The following is a 19,590-nucleotide window of genomic DNA, read 5'->3' as shown; positions in this document are numbered from 1 at the left end:
GGCTGGGGCAGATGACCACCTCGACGGCACCGGTCCGGCCGCGCAACGACCCCCAGCAGTACGACGACCTCGTCGCCGACTGGTGGGCGCCCCGTGGCGGGTTCGCGATGCTGCACTGGATCGCCGCGGCCCGGGCTCGCCACGTCCCGCGGGCCACCCGGGAGGGCAGCGTCCTCGTCGACGTGGCCTGCGGCGGCGGTGTCCTCGCGCCGCACGTCGAGGCGCTCGGCCACCGCCACATCGGGGTCGACCTGTCCCCGACCGCGCTGCCGGTCGCGCGGGCCCACGGCGTCGTGCCCGTGCGCGGTGACGCCCAGCGGCTGCCGCTGGCCGACGCCTGCGCCGACGTCGTCGTGGCCGGGGAGGTCCTCGAGCACGTCCCCGACCTCGCGGCCGCGGTCTCCGAGGCCTGCCGGGTCCTGCGCCCCGGCGGGACGCTCGTCGTCGACACGATCGCCGACACGTGGTTCGGGCGCTTCAGCTCGATCACGGTCGGCGAGCGGGTCCCGGCCGGACCCCCGAAGCGGCTGCACGACCCCGCGCTCTACGTCGACCGTCGACGGCTCGTCGCGCTCGCGGAGGCCGGCGGCGTACGCCTGTCGCTCGTGGGTCTGCGACCCAGCCTGCGCGACTACGTCGGCTGGTGGCGGGGAAGGCGTCCGGACGTGCGGATGCTCGAGACCCGGTCCACCGCCGGGCTCTTCCAGGCGCACGGCACGAAAACAGGTCGGGAGGCCACATGAGCGCGCGCGTCGTCGGTTCGGGCTCGGCGCTGCCGCCGCCCATGCGACAGCAGGACCTCTGGGACGGCTTCTTCCGCGAGCGCTTCGCCGACCACCCCGTGGCCCGCAAGGTCTGGGAGCACAGCGGCATCGAGACCCGGCGCGGCGTCGCGGACCCGACCGTCGACGACGTCTCCGGCTGGGGCACGGGCGACCGGATGCGCCGCTTCGTCGAGGAGGCGATGCCGCTCGGCAAGGGCGCCGTCTCTGCCGCCCTCGACGACGCCGGCCTCGACGCGACCGACGTCGGCCTGCTCGCGGTGGTGTCCTGCACCGGCTACGCCACCCCCGGCCTCGACATCCGGCTCGCGCAGGACCTCGGCATGGACACCGGCGTGCAGCGGCTGCACATCGGCCACATGGGCTGCTACGCCGCGCTGCCCGGCCTCGGGGCCGTCGCCGACTTCGTCACCGCCCGCCAGCGGCCCGCGGTGCTGCTCTGCCTGGAGCTGACCTCCCTGCACGTCCAGCCCGCCTCGGCCGACGTCGACCTGCAGCAGGTGGTCGCGCACGCGCTCTTCAGCGACGCGGCGGCCGCGGTCGTCCTGTCGCCCGATGACCGCCCGGGGCTCGAGGTCGTCGATGTCGTGGCCCGCACCGACCACTCCACCGCCGACCACATGACCTGGGACGTCACCGACCTCGGCTTCAAGATGGGCCTGTCGCCCAAGGTCCCCGACGTCCTCGCGGTCCACGCCCGGCCCGTCGTCGAGGAGCTGCTCGGCCGCCACGACCTCGCGGTGGACGACGTCGCAGGCTGGGCCGTCCACCCTGGTGGACGCCGCATCGTGGAGGTCGTCGGGGAGGCGCTGGGGCTCGCCGACGAGCACCTGCAGGCGTCGTACGACGTCCTGCGGGACGTGGGCAACTGCTCCAGCGCGACCGTCCTGCTCGTCCTCGACCGGCTGCGCGCCACCCGGCCGCTGGCGCCCGGCGACCACGTCGTGGCGATGGCCTTCGGGCCGGGCCTCACCCTCTACGCCACCCTGCTGCGCGTGCGCGGCTGACCCGGGTAGTCCGTCCGGACCCGGCCCGTCCGGGTGGTGCGCCACAACCGTCCCGACTGGCCATGGCCCCGCGCGGCCGGCGGGTCCACCGTGACGGGACACCGCCCGTGTCCACGTCCGAGGAGCCCTCGTGCCCCGCACCGCCGTCCGCCCGGTCACCCCGGCAGCGCTCCCCGTCCCGACCCCCTCGCCCGACCCGGACGAGGCGGCGCGGCTGCAGGCCCTCTACCGCACCCGGGTCCTCGACACCGCGGCCGAGCAGGCCTTCGACGACCTGGCGCTGCTCGCCGCCCACGTCTGCGGGGTGCCGTCGGCCGCCGTGGCGTTCCTCGACGAGGACCGCGAGTGGGTGAAGGCCTCCGTCGGGCTCGGGGCCGGCCTCGCCGACGCTTTCGCCGACACCGACCGGACCGACGCGGTCTGCAGCTTCGCGGTCCTCGAGCAGGAGGCCGTCGTCGTCCCGGACCTGCTGCGTGACGCCCGGACCCGCAGCAACCCGCTGGTGCGCTCGGCCGGCCTGCGGTTCTACGCCGGTGCCCCCGTGCGGGTCCGCTCCGGCCACGCCGTCGGGGCCGTCTGCGTCCTCGACGTGACGCCCCGCACGCTGAGCCCCGCGCAGGTCGGCGCGCTCGGGGCCGTGGCCCGCCAGGTCGCGGTCCTGCTCGAGTGGCGCCAGCTGCGCCCGACCCTCGCCAGCGTCCTGGAGGCCCGCCGGGTCTGACCTCTCGCTGCACCCCGAATGCATCCCCGGGGCGTCCTGTCAAGGGACGTCCATGCCGGCGCACCCGCTCTGACCTGCGCAGACGCTCCCGAGGGACGTCTGTCGGCAGGCCGTGGCGGCGATCACCGCGTGTTACCCTGGGTGTCGGCGAAAGGGCTTTCCACACATGACGTTCCAGGTCGGCGAGACGGTGGTCTACCCCCACCACGGGGCTGCGCTCATCGAGGCCATCGAGACCCGCACCATCAAGGGCGAGGACAAGATCTACCTGGTCCTCAAGGTCGCGCAGGGTGACCTCACGGTCCGCGTCCCCGCGGACAACGCCGAGATCGTCGGTGTCCGCGACGTCGTCGGTCAGGCCGGTCTCGACAAGGTCTTCGAGGTCCTGCGCGCCCCGGCCGTCGAGGAGCCGACCAACTGGTCGCGCCGCTACAAGGCCAACCTCGAGAAGCTCGCCTCGGGCGACATCAACAAGGTCGGCGAGGTCGTGCGCGACCTCTGGCGCCGCGACAAGGAGCGGGGCCTGTCGGCCGGCGAGAAGCGGATGCTGTCCAAGGCCCGCCAGATCCTCGTCTCCGAGCTGGCGCTCGCCGAGGGCACGAATGAGGACAAGGCCGAGGCGATCCTCGACGAGGTCCTCGCCTCCTAGCCAGACGTGGCGGTGACGCCACTCACGGGGGAGGGCGGACCTGCCGATGATGAGGTCGTGAGCGTGCCACCGCCCTCGAAGAAGGTGCTGCCCAAGCGGCCGCCCTCGGCGGTCCTCGAGGTGCTGCGCTTCCTCGTGGTCGTCTTCTTCGCGGGCGCCGGCTACCAGGTCGGCTCCAGCATCGACGCAGACCGGGCCGTGCTCGGCTCGCTCAACGGCACCGCCCTCGGGCTGGTCCTCGGCTCCGGCTTCGGCTACGTCCTGGGCGGCGTCATCGGGCGCACCACCGCCACGACCGCCGCGGTCGCCCAGCACCGGTTGCGCGACGTCTCCGCCGACACCCTCGTCGCGGGCGCCCTCGGCACCATCGGAGGCGTCCTGCTCGGAGCCGGCGTCGCCTGGCCGGTCTTCTTCCTGCCGCAGGCCTACCTCGCCTTCCCGCTGTTCGGCTTCGTCGTCGTCGCGCTCGGCTACCTCGGCTTCCAGGTCGGGGCGAGCAAGCGCGACGGCGTGCTGGCGATGTTCGGCGAGCGGGCGGGCGTCTCACCGCGCCCCGTCCCGGCCGCCGCGCTCGACCGGCTCGTCGACAGCTCGGTGGCCATCGACGGGCGGGTGCTCGACGTCGTGCGCGCCGGCTTCCTGCACGGTCGCTTCCTCGTCCCCGCGCCGGTCCTGGCCGAGCTGCAGGGCCTCGCGGACGCCGGCGACGACGCCCGTCGGGCCAAGGGCCGCCGCGGCCTCGAGGTCCTCGACGCGCTCAAGCGCGAGCCCGGCGTCGACGTCGAGGTCCTCGACCTCGACGTCCCTGCGGTGCCCGAGGTCGACGGCAAGCTCGTGCGCATCTGCCTCGACCGCAGTCTCGCGCTGCTCACCCTCGACACCAACCTCGCCAAGGCCGCGCAGCTGGCCGGGGTGTCGGTGCTCAACCTGCACGCGCTCGCGCTCGCGCTGCGTCCCCCTGTCGCTGCCGGCGACGACGTCCCGGTGCTGCTGATGAAGGCCGGCAAGGAGGCCGGGCAGGCCGTCGGCTACCTCGACGACGGCTCGATGGTCGTCGTGGAGAGGGCACGCACGCTCGTCGGCACGCAGGCCCTCGTCCAGGTCACCTCGGTGCTCACCACCGCCAACGGCCGACTCGTCTTCGGTCGGCTCACCGATGACGGCGCGCCGCCGCCGCGGCGCGCCAGCGAGGCCCGCGCGGCGTCCCCCAGCCCTGCGTCGATGCCCGGCCGCAAGGGCTCCTGAGCCGCGCTGCCGGCCCGGGTGGCACGCTGCCCGTCGTGACCGTCGCCGCGCTCGTCCCCGCAGCCGGCCTCGGCGTCCGGCTCGGACCGGGAGGGCCCAAGGCCCTGCGCGAGCTGGCCGGCGAGCCGCTGCTCGTCCACGCCGTCCGCGGCCTGCGGGCTGCCGGGTGCGTCGACCACGTCGTGGTCGCGGCGCCCGCTGACGCGGTCGCCGACGTGCAGGAGCTGCTCTCGGCGTACGACGTGGTCGTCGTCGCGGGCGGAGCCACCCGTCAGGAGAGCGTCGCAGCGGCGCTGGCCGCGGTGCCCGGGCAGGCCGACGTGGTGCTGGTCCATGACGCCGCCCGCTGCCTCACCCCGCCCGACGTCGTGGCCCGGGTGGTGGCGGCGGTCCGGGCGGGGGCACAGGCCGTGGTGCCGGTGCTGCCGGTGGTCGACACCGTCAAGCGGGTCGAGGGCGACGTGGTGGTCGAGACCGTCGACCGCACCGCGCTGCGGTCGGTGCAGACGCCACAGGGCTTCGCTCGGGCGGTGCTCGAGCGGGCGCACGCCGCGGCGCAGGAGGCGCACACCGACGACGCGGGGCTGGTCGAGCGGGCAGGTGGGACGGTCGTGGTGGTGGCAGGCAGCGAGGATGCGTTCAAGGTGACCGGACCGCAGGACCTGCTGCTGGCCGAGGCCGTGCTGGCGGCGCGCGCGTGAGGACCGGCATCGGCGTCGACGTCCACCCGGTCGAGGCGGGCCGGCCCTGCTGGGTCGCCGGCCTGCTGTGGGAGGGGGAGGACGGCTGCTCCGGGCACTCCGACGGCGATGTCGCGGCTCACGCGGCCTGCGACGCGCTGCTGTCCGCGGCGGGCCTCGGCGACCTCGGAGCGGTCTTCGGCACCGACCGGCCCGAGCACGCCGGCGCCTCCGGCGCGGAGCTGCTCGCTGAGGTGCTGCGGCTGCTCACCGAGGCCGGCTGGGAGATCGGCAACGTCGCCGTGCAGGTCGTCGGCAACCGGCCCAGGCTCGGGCCGCGCCGGGCCGAGGCAGAGGCGGCGCTGTCGGCCGCGCTCGGCGGCGCACCGGTCTCGGTCGCGGCGACCACCACCGACGGGCTCGGGCTCACCGGCCGTGGCGAGGGGCGGGCGGCGATCGCCACCGCGCTGGTCCTGCGGCCCGGGGCCTGAGGCGCTGACCTGCGGGGCTGACGCGCGGCCCCACTAGCCTTGCCAATGTGAGCCTGCGCCTGCACGACACCCTGACGAGGACGGCCCGGCCCCTCGAGCCGGTCACCCCGGGGCACGTCGGCATCTACGTCTGCGGTCCGACCGTGCAGGCCGCGCCGCACGTCGGCCACCTGCGCAGCGGCATCGCGCTCGACGTCCTGCACCGCTGGCTGCTCGAGTCCGGCCAGCGCGTGACCTTCGTCCGCAACGTCACCGACGTCGACGACAAGATCATCCACGACGCGGCCCACAACGACGAGCCGTGGTGGGCGCTCGCGACCCGCCAGACCCGGGCGTTCACCCAGGCCTACGACGCGGTGCAGGTCCTGCCGCCGACCGTCGAGCCGCGGGTCACCGGTCACATCAGCGAGATCGTCGCGCTGGTCGCCGAGCTCGTCGACAGCGGCGCGGCCTACGAGTCCGGCGGTGACGTCTACCTCGTCGTGCGCGCGGTCGAGGGCTACGGCCGGCTGTCCGGCCAGGACCCCGACCAGCTGCGCCAGACCGAGAAGGCCGTCGCCCACGGCCACACCGGCGAGAAGCGCGACGCGCTCGACTTCGCGCTGTGGAAGGCCGCCAAGGAGGGCGAGCCGTCGTGGCCGTCGCCGTGGGGGCCGGGCCGGCCGGGCTGGCACATCGAGTGCTCCGCGATGGCCGCCGCGACCCTCGGCACCGAGTTCGACCTGCACGCGGGCGGCCTCGACCTGGTCTTCCCCCACCACGAGAACGAGATCGCCCAGTCGGCCGCCGCCGGCCACGCCTTCGCGCGGCACTGGCTCCACCACGGCCTCGTCACGGTCGCGGGCGGCACCGGCGAGAAGATGAGCAAGTCGCTCGGCAACTCCACCACCGTCGCCGACGTCCTCGAAACGGTCCGCCCGCAGGTGCTGCGCTACGCCCTCGGCACCGCCCACTACCGCTCCCAGCTCGAGTGGTCGGCGCAGGCGCTGTCCGACGCGGAGTCCGCCTACGGCCGGATCGAGACCTTCGTCCGCAACGCCACCGAGGCAGTTGCCGGGGTCGAGCCGGGTGCGTCGAAGGCGTCGTGGGAGGAGTTCGCCGCGGCGCTCGACGACGACCTCGGTGTCCCGCAGGCGCTGGCTGTCGTGCACGCCGGCGTCCGCGCGGGCAACGCGCTGCTCGCCGCCGGGGAGCTGGCCTCGCTCGCGGCCACCCTCGACGTCGTACGCCGGATGCTGCGGGTGCTGTGCCTCGACCCGGTGAGCCAGTGGCCGGGGACCTCCGGCGGTGAGCTGTCGGGTGTGGTCGACGGGCTCGTCGCGATCGCGATCGAGGCTCGCGCCGCCGCGCGCGAGCGCAAGGACTGGGCCGCCGCGGACGAGGTCCGCGACCGGCTCGCAGCCACGGGCATCGTGCTCGAGGACACGGCCGGCGGCGTCCGGTGGAGGCTCGCATGACGACAGCTGGTGGAGGGCGCAAGCCCATCGCGAAGGGCGGTCAGGGCGGTCGCGCCGCGAAGCCGGGCTCGCACCGCAAGGGCGCGGCCGTCGGGTCCGGTGGCAACAGCAAACGCCGGCTCGAGGGCAAGAAGGCGACGCCCCCGGCCGAGCAGCGCAAGGGCCACCCGAAGGCGCGCGCGGCCGCTGCGGCCGCCAAGCGGGCGGCGACCGCGAAGCCGTCCGCGCGTGACGCGGGCGCCCCCCGGGCCCGGTCGACCCGCAAGGGCGGCGACGTCCCCGAGGTCGTCATGGGCCGCAACCCGGTCGTGGAGTCGTTGCGCGCCCGGGTGCCCGCCACGACCCTCTACGTCGCGCTCGGCCTCGACGCCGACGACCGCGTGACCGAGTCGGTCCGCCTCGCCGGCACGCTCGGCATCGCGATCGTCGAGATGACCCGGGCCGAGATGGACCGGATGACCGACCGCGGCCTGCACCAGGGCCTCGCGCTGCAGGTGCCGCCCTACGTCTACGCCCACACCGACGACGTGCTGGAGGCCGCGCTGGCGTCCGACACCCCGCTGCTCGTCGCGCTCGACGGCGTCACCGACCCGCGCAACCTCGGCGCCGTCGTGCGCTCCGCAGCCGCATTCGGCGCGCAGGGCGTGATCGTGCCGGAGCGGCGCGCGGCCTCGATGACCGCCGCGGCCTGGCGCACCTCCGCGGGCGCGGCCGCCCGGCTGCCCGTCGCGCGGGCCACCAACCTCACCCGGGCGCTCAAGGAGTGCAAAGAGGCGGGGCTGTTCGTCGTCGGCCTCGCCGGCGAGGGCGCGGTCTCCCTCGACGACCTCGAGCTCGCGACGGGGCCGCTCGTGCTCGTCGTCGGCTCGGAGGGCGAGGGGCTGTCGCGCCTGGTCATGGCCACCTGCGACACCACCGTCTCGATCCCCATGGCCGGTGGCACCGAGTCGCTCAACGCGGGGATCGCGGGGGCCGTCGCGCTCGCCGAGGTCGCCCGCCGCCGCCGCGTCGCCCGCTCCTGACCTGGTCGCGCCCCCTGCGAGGCGGTTGTGGCGATCATGCACGCCCGCGGCGCCTTCGCTGATCGCCACGTCCCCGTGGGGCTGCGTGCGTGCCGCGCGGTTGTGGCGATCATGCGCGCTCACCGCCCCTTCCGAGATCGCCACATCCTGGGGTGGAGAGGCCGCTGGGCGGGCCTCGTCGGCGGCAATACGGGCGCGAAACCAGCGAAACCGGACGGCAGCGAACCTTTCGGTTGTGACCGGGCTCACAACCTCACGGACGCAGGAACACGCGTATCCATCTCGACGGAGCGTCGTTGAGGTGGCATCGGACTGTTGGCCAGCAGGCCAACAGGACGTTACAGTTCATCCCCACCCCTGCTCGGATCTGTCAGGTCTCCTCACAAGGGAAGAGGGTCACGCGTGCGACTGCTACGCGAGAAGCCCGCTCCGGCTCCCCGCTCGCGCACGCGACGGCTGGCTGCCGTGGAGCCCGAGTCCGTGGTCGAGCTGGTTCCGCCCGTCACGGCGCCGCGCACCCGCAAGGCCCCCGTCGTGGTGGACGCCGTCGCCGAGGTCGTCGTCGAGGCGGTCGTCGAGCCGGTCGTCACGCTCACCGCCGAGATCGCCGACGTCGAGGAGCTCGTCGACGAGCTCGACCGCGAGGTCCACTCCGGCCTCGAGGATGCTCGCGTCGACCGGTGGAAGGCGGCCTACGCCGACTCCCGGCCCGACGACGAGCTCGTTCTCGCCGCCCGCTCCGGTGACGAGGGCGCGCTCACCGAGCTGCTCACGAAGTACCGCGCCTTCGCCCGCGTGAAGGCCCGCTCCTACTTCCTGGTCGGCGCGGACCGCGAGGACATCGTCCAGGAAGGCATGATCGGCCTCTACAAGGCGATCCGTGACTTCAACCCCGACATGCAGACGTCGTTCCGCGCCTTCGCCGAGCTCTGCGTCACGCGCCAGATCATCACCGCGATCAAGACCGCGACCCGCCAGAAGCACGGCCCGCTCAACAACTACGTGTCGTTCAACCGCCCGGTGGCCGGCGACGACGACGGCGACCGCACGCTGAGCGACGTCCTCCCGACCGTCGCGATCAGCGACCCGGCCGACCTGGTCATCTCCGCCGAGCGCATCCGCGCCCTCCAGGCCCACTTCGACGAGGTCCTGTCCGACCTCGAGACCGAGGTGCTGCGGCTCTACGTCGAGGGCAAGAGCTACCAGGAGATCGCCGAGCGGCTCCAGCGCCACGTGAAGTCGATCGACAACGCGCTGCAGCGCATCAAGCGCAAGCTCGAGGGTCACCTGCGCGAGCGCTCCATCGCCGACGCCGGCTGAGCGACAGCTCCCGGGCCGCCGCCGCGGTCCTCGGCGTCGCCGCGCTGACCCTCGCCTGGGTCACGGCCGGCCTGCGCCGACCGGGCTACGACCCGGTCGAGCTCTCGATCTCGCAGCTCCAACGAGCAGGTACGCCGGGGCGCGGCCTCGTGTCGGCCGGTCTTCTCGGGTGCGCGCTCGGTCTGCTGGCCGTCGCACCGCTCGTCGGGCGCACCATCGGGTCGGCGCTGACGACAGGGCTGCTGCGGGTGGCGGGGGCGGTGACCCTGGGCGCGGCCGCGTTCCCGCTCGCCGAGGTGCGGGGCGGGGCGACCGACCCGGTGCACATGGCGTGCGCGGCCGTCGGCTACGTCGCGCTCGCGGTCCTGCCGCTCGTCGCGGCCACGGCACTGCGGCGCAGCGGTCGGCGCGGGGCCGTCCCGGCGTACGCCGTGGGGGTCCTCGCCTCGGTCTGCCTGGTGCTGACGGTGCCGCTGCACGACGTGTCCGGCGGGCTGCAGCGGGTCGGGCTGACCAGCTCGCTGGTGTGGGTCTGCGTGACGGCGGTCAGGCGGGGCGGCGGTGGGGCTTGAGGGCCCAGCTGATCGTGAGCTCCGAGGTGACGGTGCCGGCCTCGTCGGTCATGACGACCTCGACGGGGAACTGCACGAGCTCGCCCGCCTCGACGCCGGCGAGGACCTCGTCGATGGGGCGGCCGAGGGCGGCGGTCGCGGTGACCGGGCCCTTCTGCAGCTTGCGGTAGGTGATCGTCGCCGACGCGGCCAGCGGGGTGACGCGGTCGAGCAGGTCACCGAAGGCCGCCATCACGGCCGCGCCGGACGCCGACTCGGCGAGGGTGAAGATCGCGCCGGCGTGCGGGCCGCCGACGTGGTTGTGGAACGCCGGGTCGTCCAGCAGGCGCAGGACGGTGCGCTCGGGCGCGACCTCGTCGTACTCCAGTCGCAGGGTCGCGATGAACGGCACCATCAGCGGCATGCCTGCCTTGATCTCCTCAGGGGTCATGCCGCAGGACGTTACTAGCCGGTAACTTCGGCGTCCAGGATCAGTGACCGTCGCCGTGCGGCGTGACCGCGGGCGTGCTGCCGCCGGCCTTCGCGAGCAGGTCGGTCAGGACCTCGAGCTCGGCGGTCTGGCTGGCCCGGATGCTCGTCGCCATCGCGACGACGACCGGCTCGTCGGTGCGCTCGAGGACCTCCGCGGCCATCGGGATGCCGCCGGCGTGGTGGGTGTAGAGCATCGACAGGTAGGCCCGGTCGAAGGCCGTGCCGGTCAGCGCCTCGAGGCCCTGGACCTCGGCGGTGGTCGCCATCCCCGGCATCCGGCCGTCGGGGAGCAGGTGGTCCGACCCCATCCAGGCCATCCGCCGCTGGCTGCTGTCGGAGAACGACAACCCCCACTGGTCGAGCCAGCCGAGCATCGCGCCCGACTGGCCGCGCTGGGTCAGCACGACGTCGGTCGCAAGGCTGCGCACCGCGGGGTCGCTGGCGCGGTGCATCGCGATGAGCGACATCGCGACGGCCTGGTCGTGGTGGACGACCATGTCGCGCGCGAAGCCCGCCTCGGCGGATGCGGTGGCGGGGGCGTCGTCGGCCCACGGCATTGTCGGTCCGGCGTAGAGCCCGATGGCGACGGACGCGGCGCCGACGAGGACAGCCACCCAGGCAGGTACTACGGTACGCGGCCGGCGCAGCCGGGTCGGCGGGGCGGGCGTCAGGGCGGGCTCCAGGGTCGAGGGGTCTGCCCGGTCCAACGCGGGAGCGCCGTGGGCCGGTTCCGTGCAGGTGCGAGGACACATCATGCCGACGTTTCTCGTGTGCGGACCGGGCTGTCCTCCCGTCACGGGGGCCCGGGTCGGACGAGCACGTCAGAGATCATGCGCAGACCCTGCTCCTCGAAGGGCCTGTCACCGACCTGGTGGGCCCACACGGCCGTGCCGATGGCCTCGCGCACGAGAGTGCGGCGCCAGTCTGCGGGGTCGCGCGGGTCGGAGCCGTAGCCGTCGAGGAAGGCGGTCTCCTGCTCGGGATGCCCGCGGAACTGCTGGGCCGCGAGTCGCACGAAGTCGGTGTGAGCGGGTCGCAGCTCCGCGCGACCCAGGTCGATCACGCGGACCTCGCCGCAATGCACGAGCCAGTTGCGCGGCTGCCAGTCCCCGTGGGTCGGCACCACGTTCGCAGGGCCCGCGGGCCACGACGTGATCTCGGCGCGCAGTCTGGTCACGCTGTCGGCGTCGATCCCGTGGGGCGCCTCCAACCACCGCAGGGCCTTGGCGTCCTGTCGGGCCTCGTAGTGCTCGTCTGTGTGCGACCGCTGGCGGTGGAAGTCCCGCAGCAGCCGACCGGCCTGGTGGTGGACATCGACGTCCCACTCCTGCGCGCTGCCTTGGACGGGATGGCCCTCGAGGAAGTCCCGTAGGAGCAGCTTCGCGTCGGTGTCCGCCGCGACGAGGGCGGCCGCCCTGCCCTGCCTGGTCCACGGCTCGAGCCACTCCCGGTGCGCGGCGATCTCGCGAGCGAGGTGGTGGTCGGCGGCGTCGCCGGCCTTGACCAGCAGGCGCCGGCCTTCGTGCAGGACCTCGAGAACGGTCGTGCCCACCAGACCCCAGCTGTGGTCGCGGACGACCGTCGCGCCGGGCACCCAGCTCTGCAGGAGCTTGCGCTGTCGCTCGTCGAGCGCGCCCAGCGCGCCCGTCATGGCGCTGTCCCGGGCGGAGGCGTGACGGGCACGGTGTGCGGGACGGGGGCCGTGGCGACGCCGAGCTCATCGAGCTCGCGGCGGAGCTCGAGGTCGGTCTCGACCCGGTCGCGGGTGGTGCGCCAACCGAGCCGCCTGGCGGCGGGTCCGGATCGCCCGAATACCGCCACGTCGTGGGCGCGGCTCGACGGGTCGTGTCGGCAGGTGCCGCGCAGCGCATCGAACCCGGCGGCGTGCAGCGCTCCCGCCCAGGCCTGGGGCAGTGTGTAGTCGCCGGTCGTGCTGATCTCGGCGGTGACACCGAAGCTGTAGGCCCGCGGTGCCGTGAGGTCCGCGGCGCGCAGGTCTGGCGGAATCGCGACGTGCAGTCGACGGGCGCGCGCATCCTCCGCATCCACCAGCAGCGCCCCTCGGAAGACCTCCACCCAGGCGCCGTACTTGCGGTCGGACCAGTAGCAGGTGCCGTGCGGTGCGCGCAGGTCGAACCTGTTGCCCTCTCCGGGCGCGACGGCGCTGCTGTAGTGCCACGCGGGGTCGGGCCGGCCCGTCCGGTGATGGCGGGCGTGGAAGATCCTGTAGAGCGCGCGCCGCTGGTCCGCGGGCCTGAGGCGGGGAAATCTCGTGAGGTCGCTCGGTGGTGGTGCGACGCTCACTGCGCGAGGTCTCCCGCCCATGCGTGAGCCGCGCGGACGACCGCGCTCACCGCGCCGGGAGTGCCTTCGTAGAGCACGTCGATGGGCCGCTCGTCGTCGAGCTCCCGCTGGGGGCTGGCGAGCCAGGAGGCAACGGTCCAGCGGGAGACCACGTCCTCGGGCAGCTCGGCGAGCACCTCCGCGAGGCCTGGTGCGAGGGCGCGGTCGTGGAACTGGAAGGCCGGATAGACCACCTGCCCGCTCCCGGTCGTCAGCGCGAGCAGTCCCTTGCGCTTGCTGACGGCCTGGCGTGTCACCGGTCGCCCGTCGCGACCGAGGAGCTGCGCCACGCCGTGCGCGTCGTAGAAAAGGCCGAGGTGGTCGAGCCAACGGGTGGTGCTCTCCAGAGCGGTGTCGGCCAGCTGGCGCGCCAGCGCGTCGAGGTCGTCGACACCGTCGAGACCGGCGCCGTCGGGGTCTCGCCGACGCAGCTCTGCCTCGAGGCTGTGCAGGAGACGGATGTGCCCTGGTGCAGACGGCTCCGCTGTCGTGGTGAGTCGCCCGCGCTTCGCTGCTGTTGCCATCATTCCCTATGTCAACCTCGTCAACTCTCAGCGTAGGACGTGCGTCAACCTTGTCAACCCCGTCAGGGGAAGATGGGTGTCGTGCGGACCTCAGGCCTGACGGACCCCTGACGTGACGTCAGCCAGAGCTAGCCGTCGCGCGTGTACCCCTCGAACGCGTAGGCGTTGAGGACCTCTCGCTGCCACAGGCCGTCGCGCTCCGCGGAGGTGAGCCGCGCCTGGTCGCAGGCCTCGCTCCAGTGCTGGCGGATGGCGTCGACGACCTCGTCGATGACGGCGCGGGCGGCCGCCTCGGTGAGGAGGAAGTCGCCTGCTGCCGCGAGAGCGGTGACCAGCCGGCTGTCGCGTTGTCCGTCGCGGGTGAGCGCGATGGCGTGGCTCGCTTCCCTGCCGCGTCGCGTGACCGGCTCGAGATCGTAGGCGGGGGTGAGTGTGAGCTGGCCGCCGTCCCAGAACGCGGCGTGGTTGCGCAGGTGGTCGTCGGTGTTGCCGACGCACACGTTGAACACCAGCCGCCGGTACATCTCCTGCAGGGTGGCGCCGGGATCGGTCCACGGCCCGACGCGGATGCTCTCGGCGAGATCGGTGTAGCTGGCATGACGAGAGCCCATCTCGTGCTCACCGAGGATCGTCAGGGCAGAGACGAGGCAGCGGCGGGTGCCGTCGCGGCCACGGTCGAAGCGCTCGACGAGCAGGACGTCGCGCTTGTCGACGACGCGCACCTCGACGCGGGCGACGTCAAGACCGGCGTGCGACGCCAGCAGCATCGAGACGGCCTCAGCCTTGACGACGGGGCGGGTGTCGGTGGAGGACGGGAACTTCGCGATGAGCGAGCGACCGGCCTCGTCGGTGAGCAGGGCCTTGGGGCGCGCGCCGCCGATCGAGGTACCTCGGGCCGCTGCTGCGCGGAGGTCCGGCGGAAGGGGCTCGCCAGCATCGAGGTGCCCAGCGGCGATGAGCAGCTGCTCGAGAGTCGCGCCGTCGCCGCGCGGCTCGTACGTCTGCGCGGAGTCCTGGAAGTCCAGGGCTCCGATGCGGTCGCTGCCCGACTCGCGAAGGTAGGTCAGCTCTGACAGGTGCCGGTCCGGGTCGGAGGCGCTGCGCAGGTTGATGACCCGCCGTCCCCACGCGTCAGGGCTGGCGTCGCGGATGCAGCCGTGCAGGGCCAGGGGCTGGCGGGGCCGGCTGACCAGGGTGCGCCCCGGTGCTCCGGTGACGGCAGTGGGACGGGTGGGGTCGAACGTGCCCGAAGCCAGGGGAAGCTCGGCCTGGAACAGCGAGATCGCGTCGGGACGCTCACGGTAGGAGCGGCCGTAGGTAAACGTGATCACGGAGTCGCCTGTGAGGGTGCGATCGGTGCGGGTGAGGACGCCGGCGGGGACCGGCTCGGTCTGCTCCGGCAGCCACGCCCACACGTAGAGCCGGAGCAGCTCCCCGGTGCGCGGGTCGACGTTGTCCGCCCGCTCAGAAGTCATCGTCGACCTCGCCGTCGGCGGCGCTGGCCCGCACGCGTGCCGGCAGCAGCGCCAGCCGGCTGCGCTCGGTCTCGGCGACGCGCCCCAGCTCTCCAGGCTCGACGCCGAACAGCGGGACGCCGCAGACGACGGCGGCCTCGAGCACGGTGCCGACAGCCGTACCGGGGGCACCTTGCTCGATGCGCGTGATGACGTTGCGACTGACCCCGAGGCGCTCGGCGAGGTCGGCGACCGTCCAGCCGGCCTGGCGGCGCGCGCTCGCCACTTGGGAACCCAGGGCGGCGAGAGCATGCTCAGTTGCCGGCAGGTACTGGTGCGCCTTCTTCATGACTGCTCCATAAACATTGCGCCCAAGCCGTAGCGCTGTGTTTATGACTATGACACAGTGTTGGCTCCACAGGTGTTCCAGAGGTTCGCCCCTCCGGGGCAGGTGAAAGGTCCACGAGTGACACGACGGCGCAGGGCGGCTTGCGATACTGGCGGCCGGGCGTGCTTGCACGCGCGTGCCGGATTAGCTCAGTGGTAGAGCAACCGCCTTGTAAGCGGTAGGTCGTCGGTTCAAGCCCGACATCCGGCTCCACAAGAACCGCAGGTGGTTGGCCGGCGGCCCTGCCCGAGTGGTGTTGTTCGGCGCTCGGCTGCGGACCCGCCAGGTTCCGCGATGTGATGAACGCTTGCCCCGTCGCAGGAACCCCCAACACCTCGTCAACAAGATAACTTGCCATCAGGTGCTGTCCGGCCTACCGTGAAGGTGTGGGCTCGACGCCGATCATCGCCGAGAGCGCTCGGAAGCACGGAGTCAGCGACGAGGACATGCTGCAGGCGTATCGACACCCGTTCCGCGTCTTCGAGCTGGACGACGGCTTCACGATGTTGATCGGTGCCAACCAGGCCGCGATCGTCTTCGAGATCGGCATCGTGGACGGTGCCGAGACGCCGGTCATCGTGCACGCGATGCGTGCACGCGAGAAGTTTCTGAGGTGATGTGGGTGCCACGTTCAGTGCAGGAGATCCTGGATCACTCCGAGGAACTGGCATCCCGGTTCGAGGACTACGAGCCGGCGCTCGGCGACGAGCGTGACCCCGCGGCGTACGTCGCGCTGCGCGAGGCTGTGGTGTCTCGATCCGACGCCGAGCGTTCGGTCAGGGCGGCCGTCGAAGCGGCCCGCGCGCAGGGCTACTCGTGGGCGTTCATCGGGAAGGTCATCGGCACGTCGGGAGAGGCTGCCCGGCAGCGCTACGGGCACAAGCAGGACCTGTAGTCCGGAGCGGCGAGCTCATCCCGCGCTCAGGCGACTCGATCCAGCCAGTGCGACATGCAGACCAGCCTCGGGATCGGGCCTACCCTCCGGCAGTGACGACCGAGCGGGCGACCACGCGGGCAGTGGGGTGGCCCAGTGCCCCTGCGCTCGGGGCAGTGGCGCTGGCGGTCGTCCTCGCAGCTCACGGCGAGCCCCTCGGTGCTGACCGCTGGTTGCGCGCGCTGGTCCTGGACCACGTCCCGGACCGCAGCCAGCCGCTCTCAGCGCTGCTCTCCCAGCTCGGCAGCGGTGCGGTCCTCTACCCGCTCCTGCTCCTCGTCGCCGCCATGCAGCGGACCTGGTACGCCGCTGCCGCCCCGGCCGCTCTGGTTTTCGCGCAGGTGCTCGAGACCGTCCTGCTGTCGGCTCTCCCGCGGACACCCCCCGGGCTCGTGTCGTGGTCCGGCCTCTCCTCGGGGCGCACGGCGACGGCGGTCCTCGGGTGGGGCCTCGTCGCGCTGCTGCTGACCAGCTCCCGCCGGGCGGCCCTGTCGACGGGACTCGCCGTCGGGCTCCTCGTCGCGACGACGAGGGTGGTCCTCGACCTGCACTGGCTGTCCGACGTCGTGCTCGCCCTGCTCGTCGGCGCGACGGCGCTCGCCGTCTGCCTCGCGGCAGAGCACCGCGTACCTCGACGCGCACTGCCGATCGCCGACGCGCAGCGCTGGCTGCGGGGCTCTCCGTGGGCTTGGGCCGTCACCGTGGCGGCAGCCCTGGTGGCCGTGGTGCCGCCGCTGCTCGAGCCGATGTCGCGAAGGCTCGTGGACCTCGCCGTCTACGTCGGCAGCGCCGGAGTCGTCGGCAGCGGCGGTGACCTCTACGGCTACGAGACCGAGGCGGGCCTGCCCTTCACCTACCCGCCGTTCGCCGCTCTGCTGGCCGAGCCGCTCTCGCGCATACCCCTGCCGCTCGTGCAGGTGCTGTGGACCGCAGCTTCCCTCGTCGCCGCCATCGCGGTCGCGCACCTGGCCATGCGCCCGGTGGTGCAGCGGATCGGCCTGCCGGTCACCGCGGCCCTGCTTCTGCTGTCGACACCGGTGCGCAGCCACATCCGCTTCGGACAGGTCGGGTTGTTCCTCGTCGTCCTCGTCGCGTCTGACCTGCTGGGTCGACGCAGGCGTGTGGGCTGGGGAGTGGGACTGGCCACGGCCATCAAGCTCACCCCGGGGATCTACGTCGTGTGGCTGCTGGTGAGCGCTCGCTGGACCCGGCTGCGCGCGACGGTCCTCTGGGCAGCGGGCGCCACCGCAGCAGGGATCGTGCTGCTCTGGCAGAGCTCCCCGACGTGGCTGTCGTCCGCGCTGTGGGACAGCTCGCGCTTCGGCCGCAACGACATCCCGGGCAACCAGTCGGTGCGCGGCATGCTGCTGCGCGACTTCGACGACCACGCCACCGCCGAACGGGTCTGGCTGCCGGTCGCGGTCGGCCTCGTCGTCATCGGCGTCGTCGGTGCCCGGCGCCTCGAGCTCTCCGGCAACCGGCTCGCGGCAGTCGGCACTCTCGCGGCTGCCTCGGTCGCGGCGTCGCCGATCTCCTGGCAGCACCACCTGGTCTGGTTGACGTTGCCGCTGGCCGCGTTGGTCGCCGCCGACCGGACCCGGCTGGCGGCAGGGTGGGCCGCCCTGCTCGTCGTCCCGGTCACCACGATGGCCACGCGCCTCGACGTGCCCGTCGTGGGCGCGCTGCTCGTCAACACCTGCGGCCTGACAGCCGCCGCCGCGACCGTCCTGCTCCCGAGACTCGTGACGCGGCGGGACCGCGAGGGAACCGACCACCTCGTGGTCGCGTCGTAGGTGCACCCGACGAGGAGCGACACATGAGGCTGACCCCGACGACCCTGGCCATGATGCGGCGCGCTGCCGTGGGGACGGTGGCCGTCGCGGCCGGCGGCCTCGCCCTCGTGGCGTCGGGTCCGACACCGGCGGGTGCGAGCAGCGACGCCCCCGTCCCGGGCACGACCACGTCACCGGCTCCCGTCGTACCTGCCCCTGAGGAGAGCGAGCGGGCGTTCGACCCGAGCGACTGCCCGGGCTGCGGCTTGGGCTGAACGTGCCAAGCGTCGGGCTGTCGCTCATGCCCGAGCCGGCGTTCGCCGCGGCGACGCTGCCGCTGTTCGCCGACGGGCTCGTCGACCACGTCGAGTGGAGCGTCGACGTCGGCTGGGGTCGGGCGGGCGTCCCCGACTGGCTCGCGGGCGTGCTGGACGACTACGCCGAGCAGGGGCTGCTCGACGCCCACGGCGTGAGCTTCTCGCTGCTGTCACTCCATCCCCGCCAGGAGGCGTGGTTGCAGCGGCTCGAGGTCGAGCTCGCCCGTCGCCCCTACCGTCGCGTGTCGGAGCACCTCGGCTTCATGAGCGCCGGACCTGTGCTGCGCTCCAGCCCGCTGCCGATGCCGCACCACCCCGACGTCGTCGCCCGCGGCGTCAAGCAGGCCGCGCGGATCGCTGAGGTCGTCGGTGCCCCGGTTGGCCTGGAGAACCTCGCGACCTCGCTCTCGGTGCGCGACGCCCTCGACCAGGGGGCGCTGCTCTTTGATGTGCTTGCCCCTGGCGAAGGGTGGATCGTGCTGGACCTGCACAACCTGCACTGCCAGGCCGCGACCTTCGGCCTTGACGCCGTGGCGCTGCTCGACGGCTACCCGCTGGAGCGGGTCCGCGAGGTGCACGTCAGCGGCGGGTCGTGGTGGTCCCCGGAGGGATCGCAGAGGCAGGTACGACGAGACACCCACGACGGTCCCGTGCCCGACGAGGTGCTCGACCTGTTGCCGGTCGTCCTCGCGCGCTGCCCGGCGCTCGACGGCGTCGTCGTCGAGCGGATCGGGCAGAGCCTCGGTCGCGATGACAAGGAGTTCCGCGCGGACTACCTGCGGGTGCGCGAGCTGTGCGGGCGGCCGACATGAGCGGGCTCGACGACCTGCAGCGTGCGGTGCTGCTCGCACTGGCCAACGGTCAGGACGCCGCGGCGGCCGGCGCGGACGCGGCTCCTGACGTCGCCATGCGGGAGTGGGTCGCGTCGTGGGAGCCGGAGCTGGTCGAGCTCGCCGGCCTGCTGGTCCGGACGTGGGCGGCCCGCGACGACGCACCGATGGGCTGAGCGGCCCCGCTCGCTGACCTCCGTAGCGAAGCGTCAGCGGCGCAGGGACGATGAGCCGCATGCGCAAGGGGTGGGTGTGGGCCGCGGCCGCGAAGGTGGCGGCTGACTTCCTGCGGGCCTGGGAGCAGCGCCGCTACCCGGAGCTCAACACCCTCACCGCCGGCATCGAGGACCCGGCCGGCACCTATCAGCAGATGGACGCGCGACTGAAGACCACCAAGGTCGTCGCGACCCCCGGTCCGCTCAACGCGGCCGGCGACCGGGTGCCGTTCACCGCGACGATGACCCTCGGCGGGCTCGGGAGCATCAGCTTCGTGAGCGAGGTCGAGGTCGCGAAGGCCGTCGGGCGGTGGAAGGTCGTCTTCCGCAGCGCCACCGTCCACCCCGACCTCCGCAACGTCAGCGCCTCGAGCTGCGCAGCACCCCCGGTGCGCG

The 19,590-nt window shown here is 73.3% G+C and carries 25 protein-coding genes and 1 tRNA gene; 18 read left to right on the top strand and 8 right to left on the bottom strand.

Translation table 11 applies throughout. From position 1 onward, the window contains the following. Nucleotides 1-11 precede the first annotated feature (11 nt). From Q8R60_03900 to Q8R60_03850, 11 genes are all read left to right on the top strand, one after another. The gene (locus Q8R60_03900) at nucleotides 12-743 is read left to right on the top strand and encodes a methyltransferase domain-containing protein (protein MDP3711614.1); all 732 of its coding nucleotides are present in this window, start codon (nucleotides 12-14) and stop codon (nucleotides 741-743) included. Further along, nucleotides 740-1,789, top strand: a complete 1,050-nt coding sequence (locus Q8R60_03895; protein ID MDP3711613.1) for a type III polyketide synthase — start codon at nucleotides 740-742, stop codon at nucleotides 1,787-1,789. The genes Q8R60_03900 and Q8R60_03895 overlap by 4 nt, the downstream gene beginning before the upstream one ends. A 130-nt stretch (nucleotides 1,790-1,919) precedes the next feature. Further along, complete coding sequence (locus tag Q8R60_03890) at nucleotides 1,920-2,510, top strand: GAF domain-containing protein (protein MDP3711612.1); 591 nt, start codon at nucleotides 1,920-1,922, stop codon at nucleotides 2,508-2,510. Nucleotides 2,511-2,676: 166 nt separating this feature from the next. Further along, complete coding sequence (locus Q8R60_03885; GenBank protein MDP3711611.1) at nucleotides 2,677-3,159, top strand: CarD family transcriptional regulator; 483 nt, start codon at nucleotides 2,677-2,679, stop codon at nucleotides 3,157-3,159. Between the two features lie 57 nt (nucleotides 3,160-3,216). Beyond that, entirely contained in the window at nucleotides 3,217-4,404 is a 1,188-nt protein-coding gene (locus Q8R60_03880) for a hypothetical protein (GenBank protein ID MDP3711610.1), read from the top strand. A gap of 35 nt (nucleotides 4,405-4,439) precedes the next feature. Beyond that, complete coding sequence (gene ispD, locus Q8R60_03875; GenBank protein MDP3711609.1) at nucleotides 4,440-5,105, top strand: 2-C-methyl-D-erythritol 4-phosphate cytidylyltransferase; 666 nt, start codon at nucleotides 4,440-4,442, stop codon at nucleotides 5,103-5,105. Further along, nucleotides 5,102-5,575, top strand: coding sequence for a 2-C-methyl-D-erythritol 2,4-cyclodiphosphate synthase (gene ispF, locus Q8R60_03870; protein MDP3711608.1), 474 nt, complete (start codon nucleotides 5,102-5,104; stop codon nucleotides 5,573-5,575). The genes ispD and ispF overlap by 4 nt, the downstream gene beginning before the upstream one ends. 47 nt (nucleotides 5,576-5,622) lie before the next feature. Beyond that, the gene (cysS, locus tag Q8R60_03865) at nucleotides 5,623-7,032 is read left to right on the top strand and encodes a cysteine--tRNA ligase (GenBank protein ID MDP3711607.1); all 1,410 of its coding nucleotides are present in this window, start codon (nucleotides 5,623-5,625) and stop codon (nucleotides 7,030-7,032) included. Continuing rightward, nucleotides 7,029-8,054 carry a 23S rRNA (guanosine(2251)-2'-O)-methyltransferase RlmB gene (gene rlmB, locus Q8R60_03860; protein ID MDP3711606.1) on the top strand — a complete coding sequence of 342 codons (1,026 nt, stop codon included), beginning with the start codon at nucleotides 7,029-7,031 and terminating at the stop codon, nucleotides 8,052-8,054. The genes cysS and rlmB overlap by 4 nt, the downstream gene beginning before the upstream one ends. Before the next feature lie 402 nt (nucleotides 8,055-8,456). Beyond that, the gene (gene sigH, locus Q8R60_03855; GenBank protein MDP3711605.1) at nucleotides 8,457-9,374 is read left to right on the top strand and encodes an RNA polymerase sporulation sigma factor SigH; all 918 of its coding nucleotides are present in this window, start codon (nucleotides 8,457-8,459) and stop codon (nucleotides 9,372-9,374) included. After that, nucleotides 9,371-9,946, top strand: a complete 576-nt coding sequence (locus Q8R60_03850) for a DUF998 domain-containing protein (GenBank protein MDP3711604.1) — start codon at nucleotides 9,371-9,373, stop codon at nucleotides 9,944-9,946. Before sigH ends, Q8R60_03850 begins: the two co-directional genes overlap by 4 nt. Here Q8R60_03850 and Q8R60_03845 read toward each other — a convergent pair. The 7 genes from Q8R60_03845 to Q8R60_03815 form a co-directional block, all read right to left on the bottom strand. Beyond that, nucleotides 9,921-10,376: a DUF4442 domain-containing protein gene (locus tag Q8R60_03845; GenBank protein ID MDP3711603.1), complete on the bottom strand. Its 456-nt coding sequence runs from the start codon at nucleotides 10,374-10,376 to the stop codon at nucleotides 9,921-9,923. The genes Q8R60_03850 and Q8R60_03845 overlap by 26 nt on opposite strands. Nucleotides 10,377-10,416: 40 nt before the next feature. Further along, on the bottom strand, nucleotides 10,417-11,031 hold the full coding sequence (locus tag Q8R60_03840) for a DUF305 domain-containing protein (GenBank protein MDP3711602.1): 615 nt from the start codon (nucleotides 11,029-11,031) through the stop codon (nucleotides 10,417-10,419). A 179-nt stretch (nucleotides 11,032-11,210) separates the two neighbouring features. Beyond that, nucleotides 11,211-12,068, bottom strand: a complete 858-nt coding sequence (locus Q8R60_03835; GenBank protein ID MDP3711601.1) for an aminoglycoside phosphotransferase family protein — start codon at nucleotides 12,066-12,068, stop codon at nucleotides 11,211-11,213. Then, complete coding sequence (locus Q8R60_03830) at nucleotides 12,065-12,721, bottom strand: RES domain-containing protein (protein MDP3711600.1); 657 nt, start codon at nucleotides 12,719-12,721, stop codon at nucleotides 12,065-12,067. The genes Q8R60_03835 and Q8R60_03830 overlap by 4 nt, the downstream gene beginning before the upstream one ends. Beyond that, entirely contained in the window at nucleotides 12,718-13,284 is a 567-nt protein-coding gene (locus Q8R60_03825) for a hypothetical protein (GenBank protein ID MDP3711599.1), read from the bottom strand. The genes Q8R60_03830 and Q8R60_03825 overlap by 4 nt, the downstream gene beginning before the upstream one ends. 128 nt (nucleotides 13,285-13,412) lie before the next feature. Further along, nucleotides 13,413-14,759, bottom strand: a complete 1,347-nt coding sequence (locus tag Q8R60_03820; protein ID MDP3711598.1) for a HipA domain-containing protein — start codon at nucleotides 14,757-14,759, stop codon at nucleotides 13,413-13,415. Continuing rightward, nucleotides 14,749-15,087: a helix-turn-helix transcriptional regulator gene (locus Q8R60_03815; protein MDP3711597.1), complete on the bottom strand. Its 339-nt coding sequence runs from the start codon at nucleotides 15,085-15,087 to the stop codon at nucleotides 14,749-14,751. Before Q8R60_03815 ends, Q8R60_03820 begins: the two co-directional genes overlap by 11 nt. A gap of 177 nt (nucleotides 15,088-15,264) precedes the next feature. Here Q8R60_03815 and Q8R60_03810 point away from each other — a divergent pair. The 7 genes from Q8R60_03810 (at nucleotide 15,265) to Q8R60_03780 (ending at nucleotide 19,155) form a co-directional block, all read left to right on the top strand. Then, a tRNA-Thr gene (locus tag Q8R60_03810) sits at nucleotides 15,265-15,339 on the top strand. 173 nt (nucleotides 15,340-15,512) lie between these two features. Further along, a complete protein-coding gene (locus Q8R60_03805; protein MDP3711596.1) occupies nucleotides 15,513-15,743 on the top strand; it encodes a hypothetical protein in 231 nt (76 codons plus the stop codon). Nucleotides 15,744-15,760: 17 nt separating this feature from the next. Beyond that, nucleotides 15,761-16,021: a hypothetical protein gene (locus Q8R60_03800; GenBank protein MDP3711595.1), complete on the top strand. Its 261-nt coding sequence runs from the start codon at nucleotides 15,761-15,763 to the stop codon at nucleotides 16,019-16,021. A 92-nt stretch (nucleotides 16,022-16,113) separates the two neighbouring features. Then, nucleotides 16,114-17,853 carry a glycosyltransferase 87 family protein gene (locus Q8R60_03795; protein ID MDP3711594.1) on the top strand — a complete coding sequence of 580 codons (1,740 nt, stop codon included), beginning with the start codon at nucleotides 16,114-16,116 and terminating at the stop codon, nucleotides 17,851-17,853. Nucleotides 17,854-17,876: 23 nt separating this feature from the next. After that, nucleotides 17,877-18,107 carry a hypothetical protein gene (locus Q8R60_03790; GenBank protein MDP3711593.1) on the top strand — a complete coding sequence of 77 codons (231 nt, stop codon included), beginning with the start codon at nucleotides 17,877-17,879 and terminating at the stop codon, nucleotides 18,105-18,107. Nucleotides 18,108-18,133: 26 nt separating this feature from the next. Then, nucleotides 18,134-18,961, top strand: coding sequence for a DUF692 family protein (locus Q8R60_03785; GenBank protein ID MDP3711592.1), 828 nt, complete (start codon nucleotides 18,134-18,136; stop codon nucleotides 18,959-18,961). Further along, nucleotides 18,958-19,155 carry a hypothetical protein gene (locus Q8R60_03780; protein ID MDP3711591.1) on the top strand — a complete coding sequence of 66 codons (198 nt, stop codon included), beginning with the start codon at nucleotides 18,958-18,960 and terminating at the stop codon, nucleotides 19,153-19,155. The genes Q8R60_03785 and Q8R60_03780 overlap by 4 nt, the downstream gene beginning before the upstream one ends. Nucleotides 19,156-19,342: 187 nt before the next feature. Here Q8R60_03780 and Q8R60_03775 read toward each other — a convergent pair whose 3' ends face one another. Continuing rightward, complete coding sequence (locus Q8R60_03775) at nucleotides 19,343-19,531, bottom strand: hypothetical protein (protein ID MDP3711590.1); 189 nt, start codon at nucleotides 19,529-19,531, stop codon at nucleotides 19,343-19,345. Between the last annotated feature and the right edge of the window lie 59 nt (nucleotides 19,532-19,590).

It is taken from the genome of Mycobacteriales bacterium, assembly GCA_030697205.1.
Lineage (GTDB): Bacteria > Actinomycetota > Actinomycetes > Mycobacteriales > SCTD01 > JAUYQP01.
The sequence above is the reverse complement of the archived record's forward strand: the minus strand, read 5'-3'. Positions and strand labels throughout refer to the sequence as shown.

Coding starts and splice junctions, on each gene's coding strand:
- Q8R60_03900 (MDP3711614.1), top strand. CDS start 12: ATGACCACCTCGACGGCACCGGTCCGGCCGCGCAACGACCCCCAGCAG.
- Q8R60_03895 (MDP3711613.1), top strand. CDS start 740: ATGAGCGCGCGCGTCGTCGGTTCGGGCTCGGCGCTGCCGCCGCCCATG.
- Q8R60_03885 (MDP3711611.1), top strand. CDS start 2,677: ATGACGTTCCAGGTCGGCGAGACGGTGGTCTACCCCCACCACGGGGCT.
- rlmB (MDP3711606.1), top strand. CDS start 7,029: ATGACGACAGCTGGTGGAGGGCGCAAGCCCATCGCGAAGGGCGGTCAG.
- Q8R60_03845 (MDP3711603.1), bottom strand. CDS start 10,376: ATGACCCCTGAGGAGATCAAGGCAGGCATGCCGCTGATGGTGCCGTTC.
- Q8R60_03835 (MDP3711601.1), bottom strand. CDS start 12,068: ATGACGGGCGCGCTGGGCGCGCTCGACGAGCGACAGCGCAAGCTCCTG.
- Q8R60_03825 (MDP3711599.1), bottom strand. CDS start 13,284: ATGGCAACAGCAGCGAAGCGCGGGCGACTCACCACGACAGCGGAGCCG.
- Q8R60_03820 (MDP3711598.1), bottom strand. CDS start 14,759: ATGACTTCTGAGCGGGCGGACAACGTCGACCCGCGCACCGGGGAGCTG.
- Q8R60_03815 (MDP3711597.1), bottom strand. CDS start 15,087: ATGAAGAAGGCGCACCAGTACCTGCCGGCAACTGAGCATGCTCTCGCC.
- Q8R60_03790 (MDP3711593.1), top strand. CDS start 17,877: ATGAGGCTGACCCCGACGACCCTGGCCATGATGCGGCGCGCTGCCGTG.
- Q8R60_03785 (MDP3711592.1), top strand. CDS start 18,134: ATGCCCGAGCCGGCGTTCGCCGCGGCGACGCTGCCGCTGTTCGCCGAC.
- Q8R60_03780 (MDP3711591.1), top strand. CDS start 18,958: ATGAGCGGGCTCGACGACCTGCAGCGTGCGGTGCTGCTCGCACTGGCC.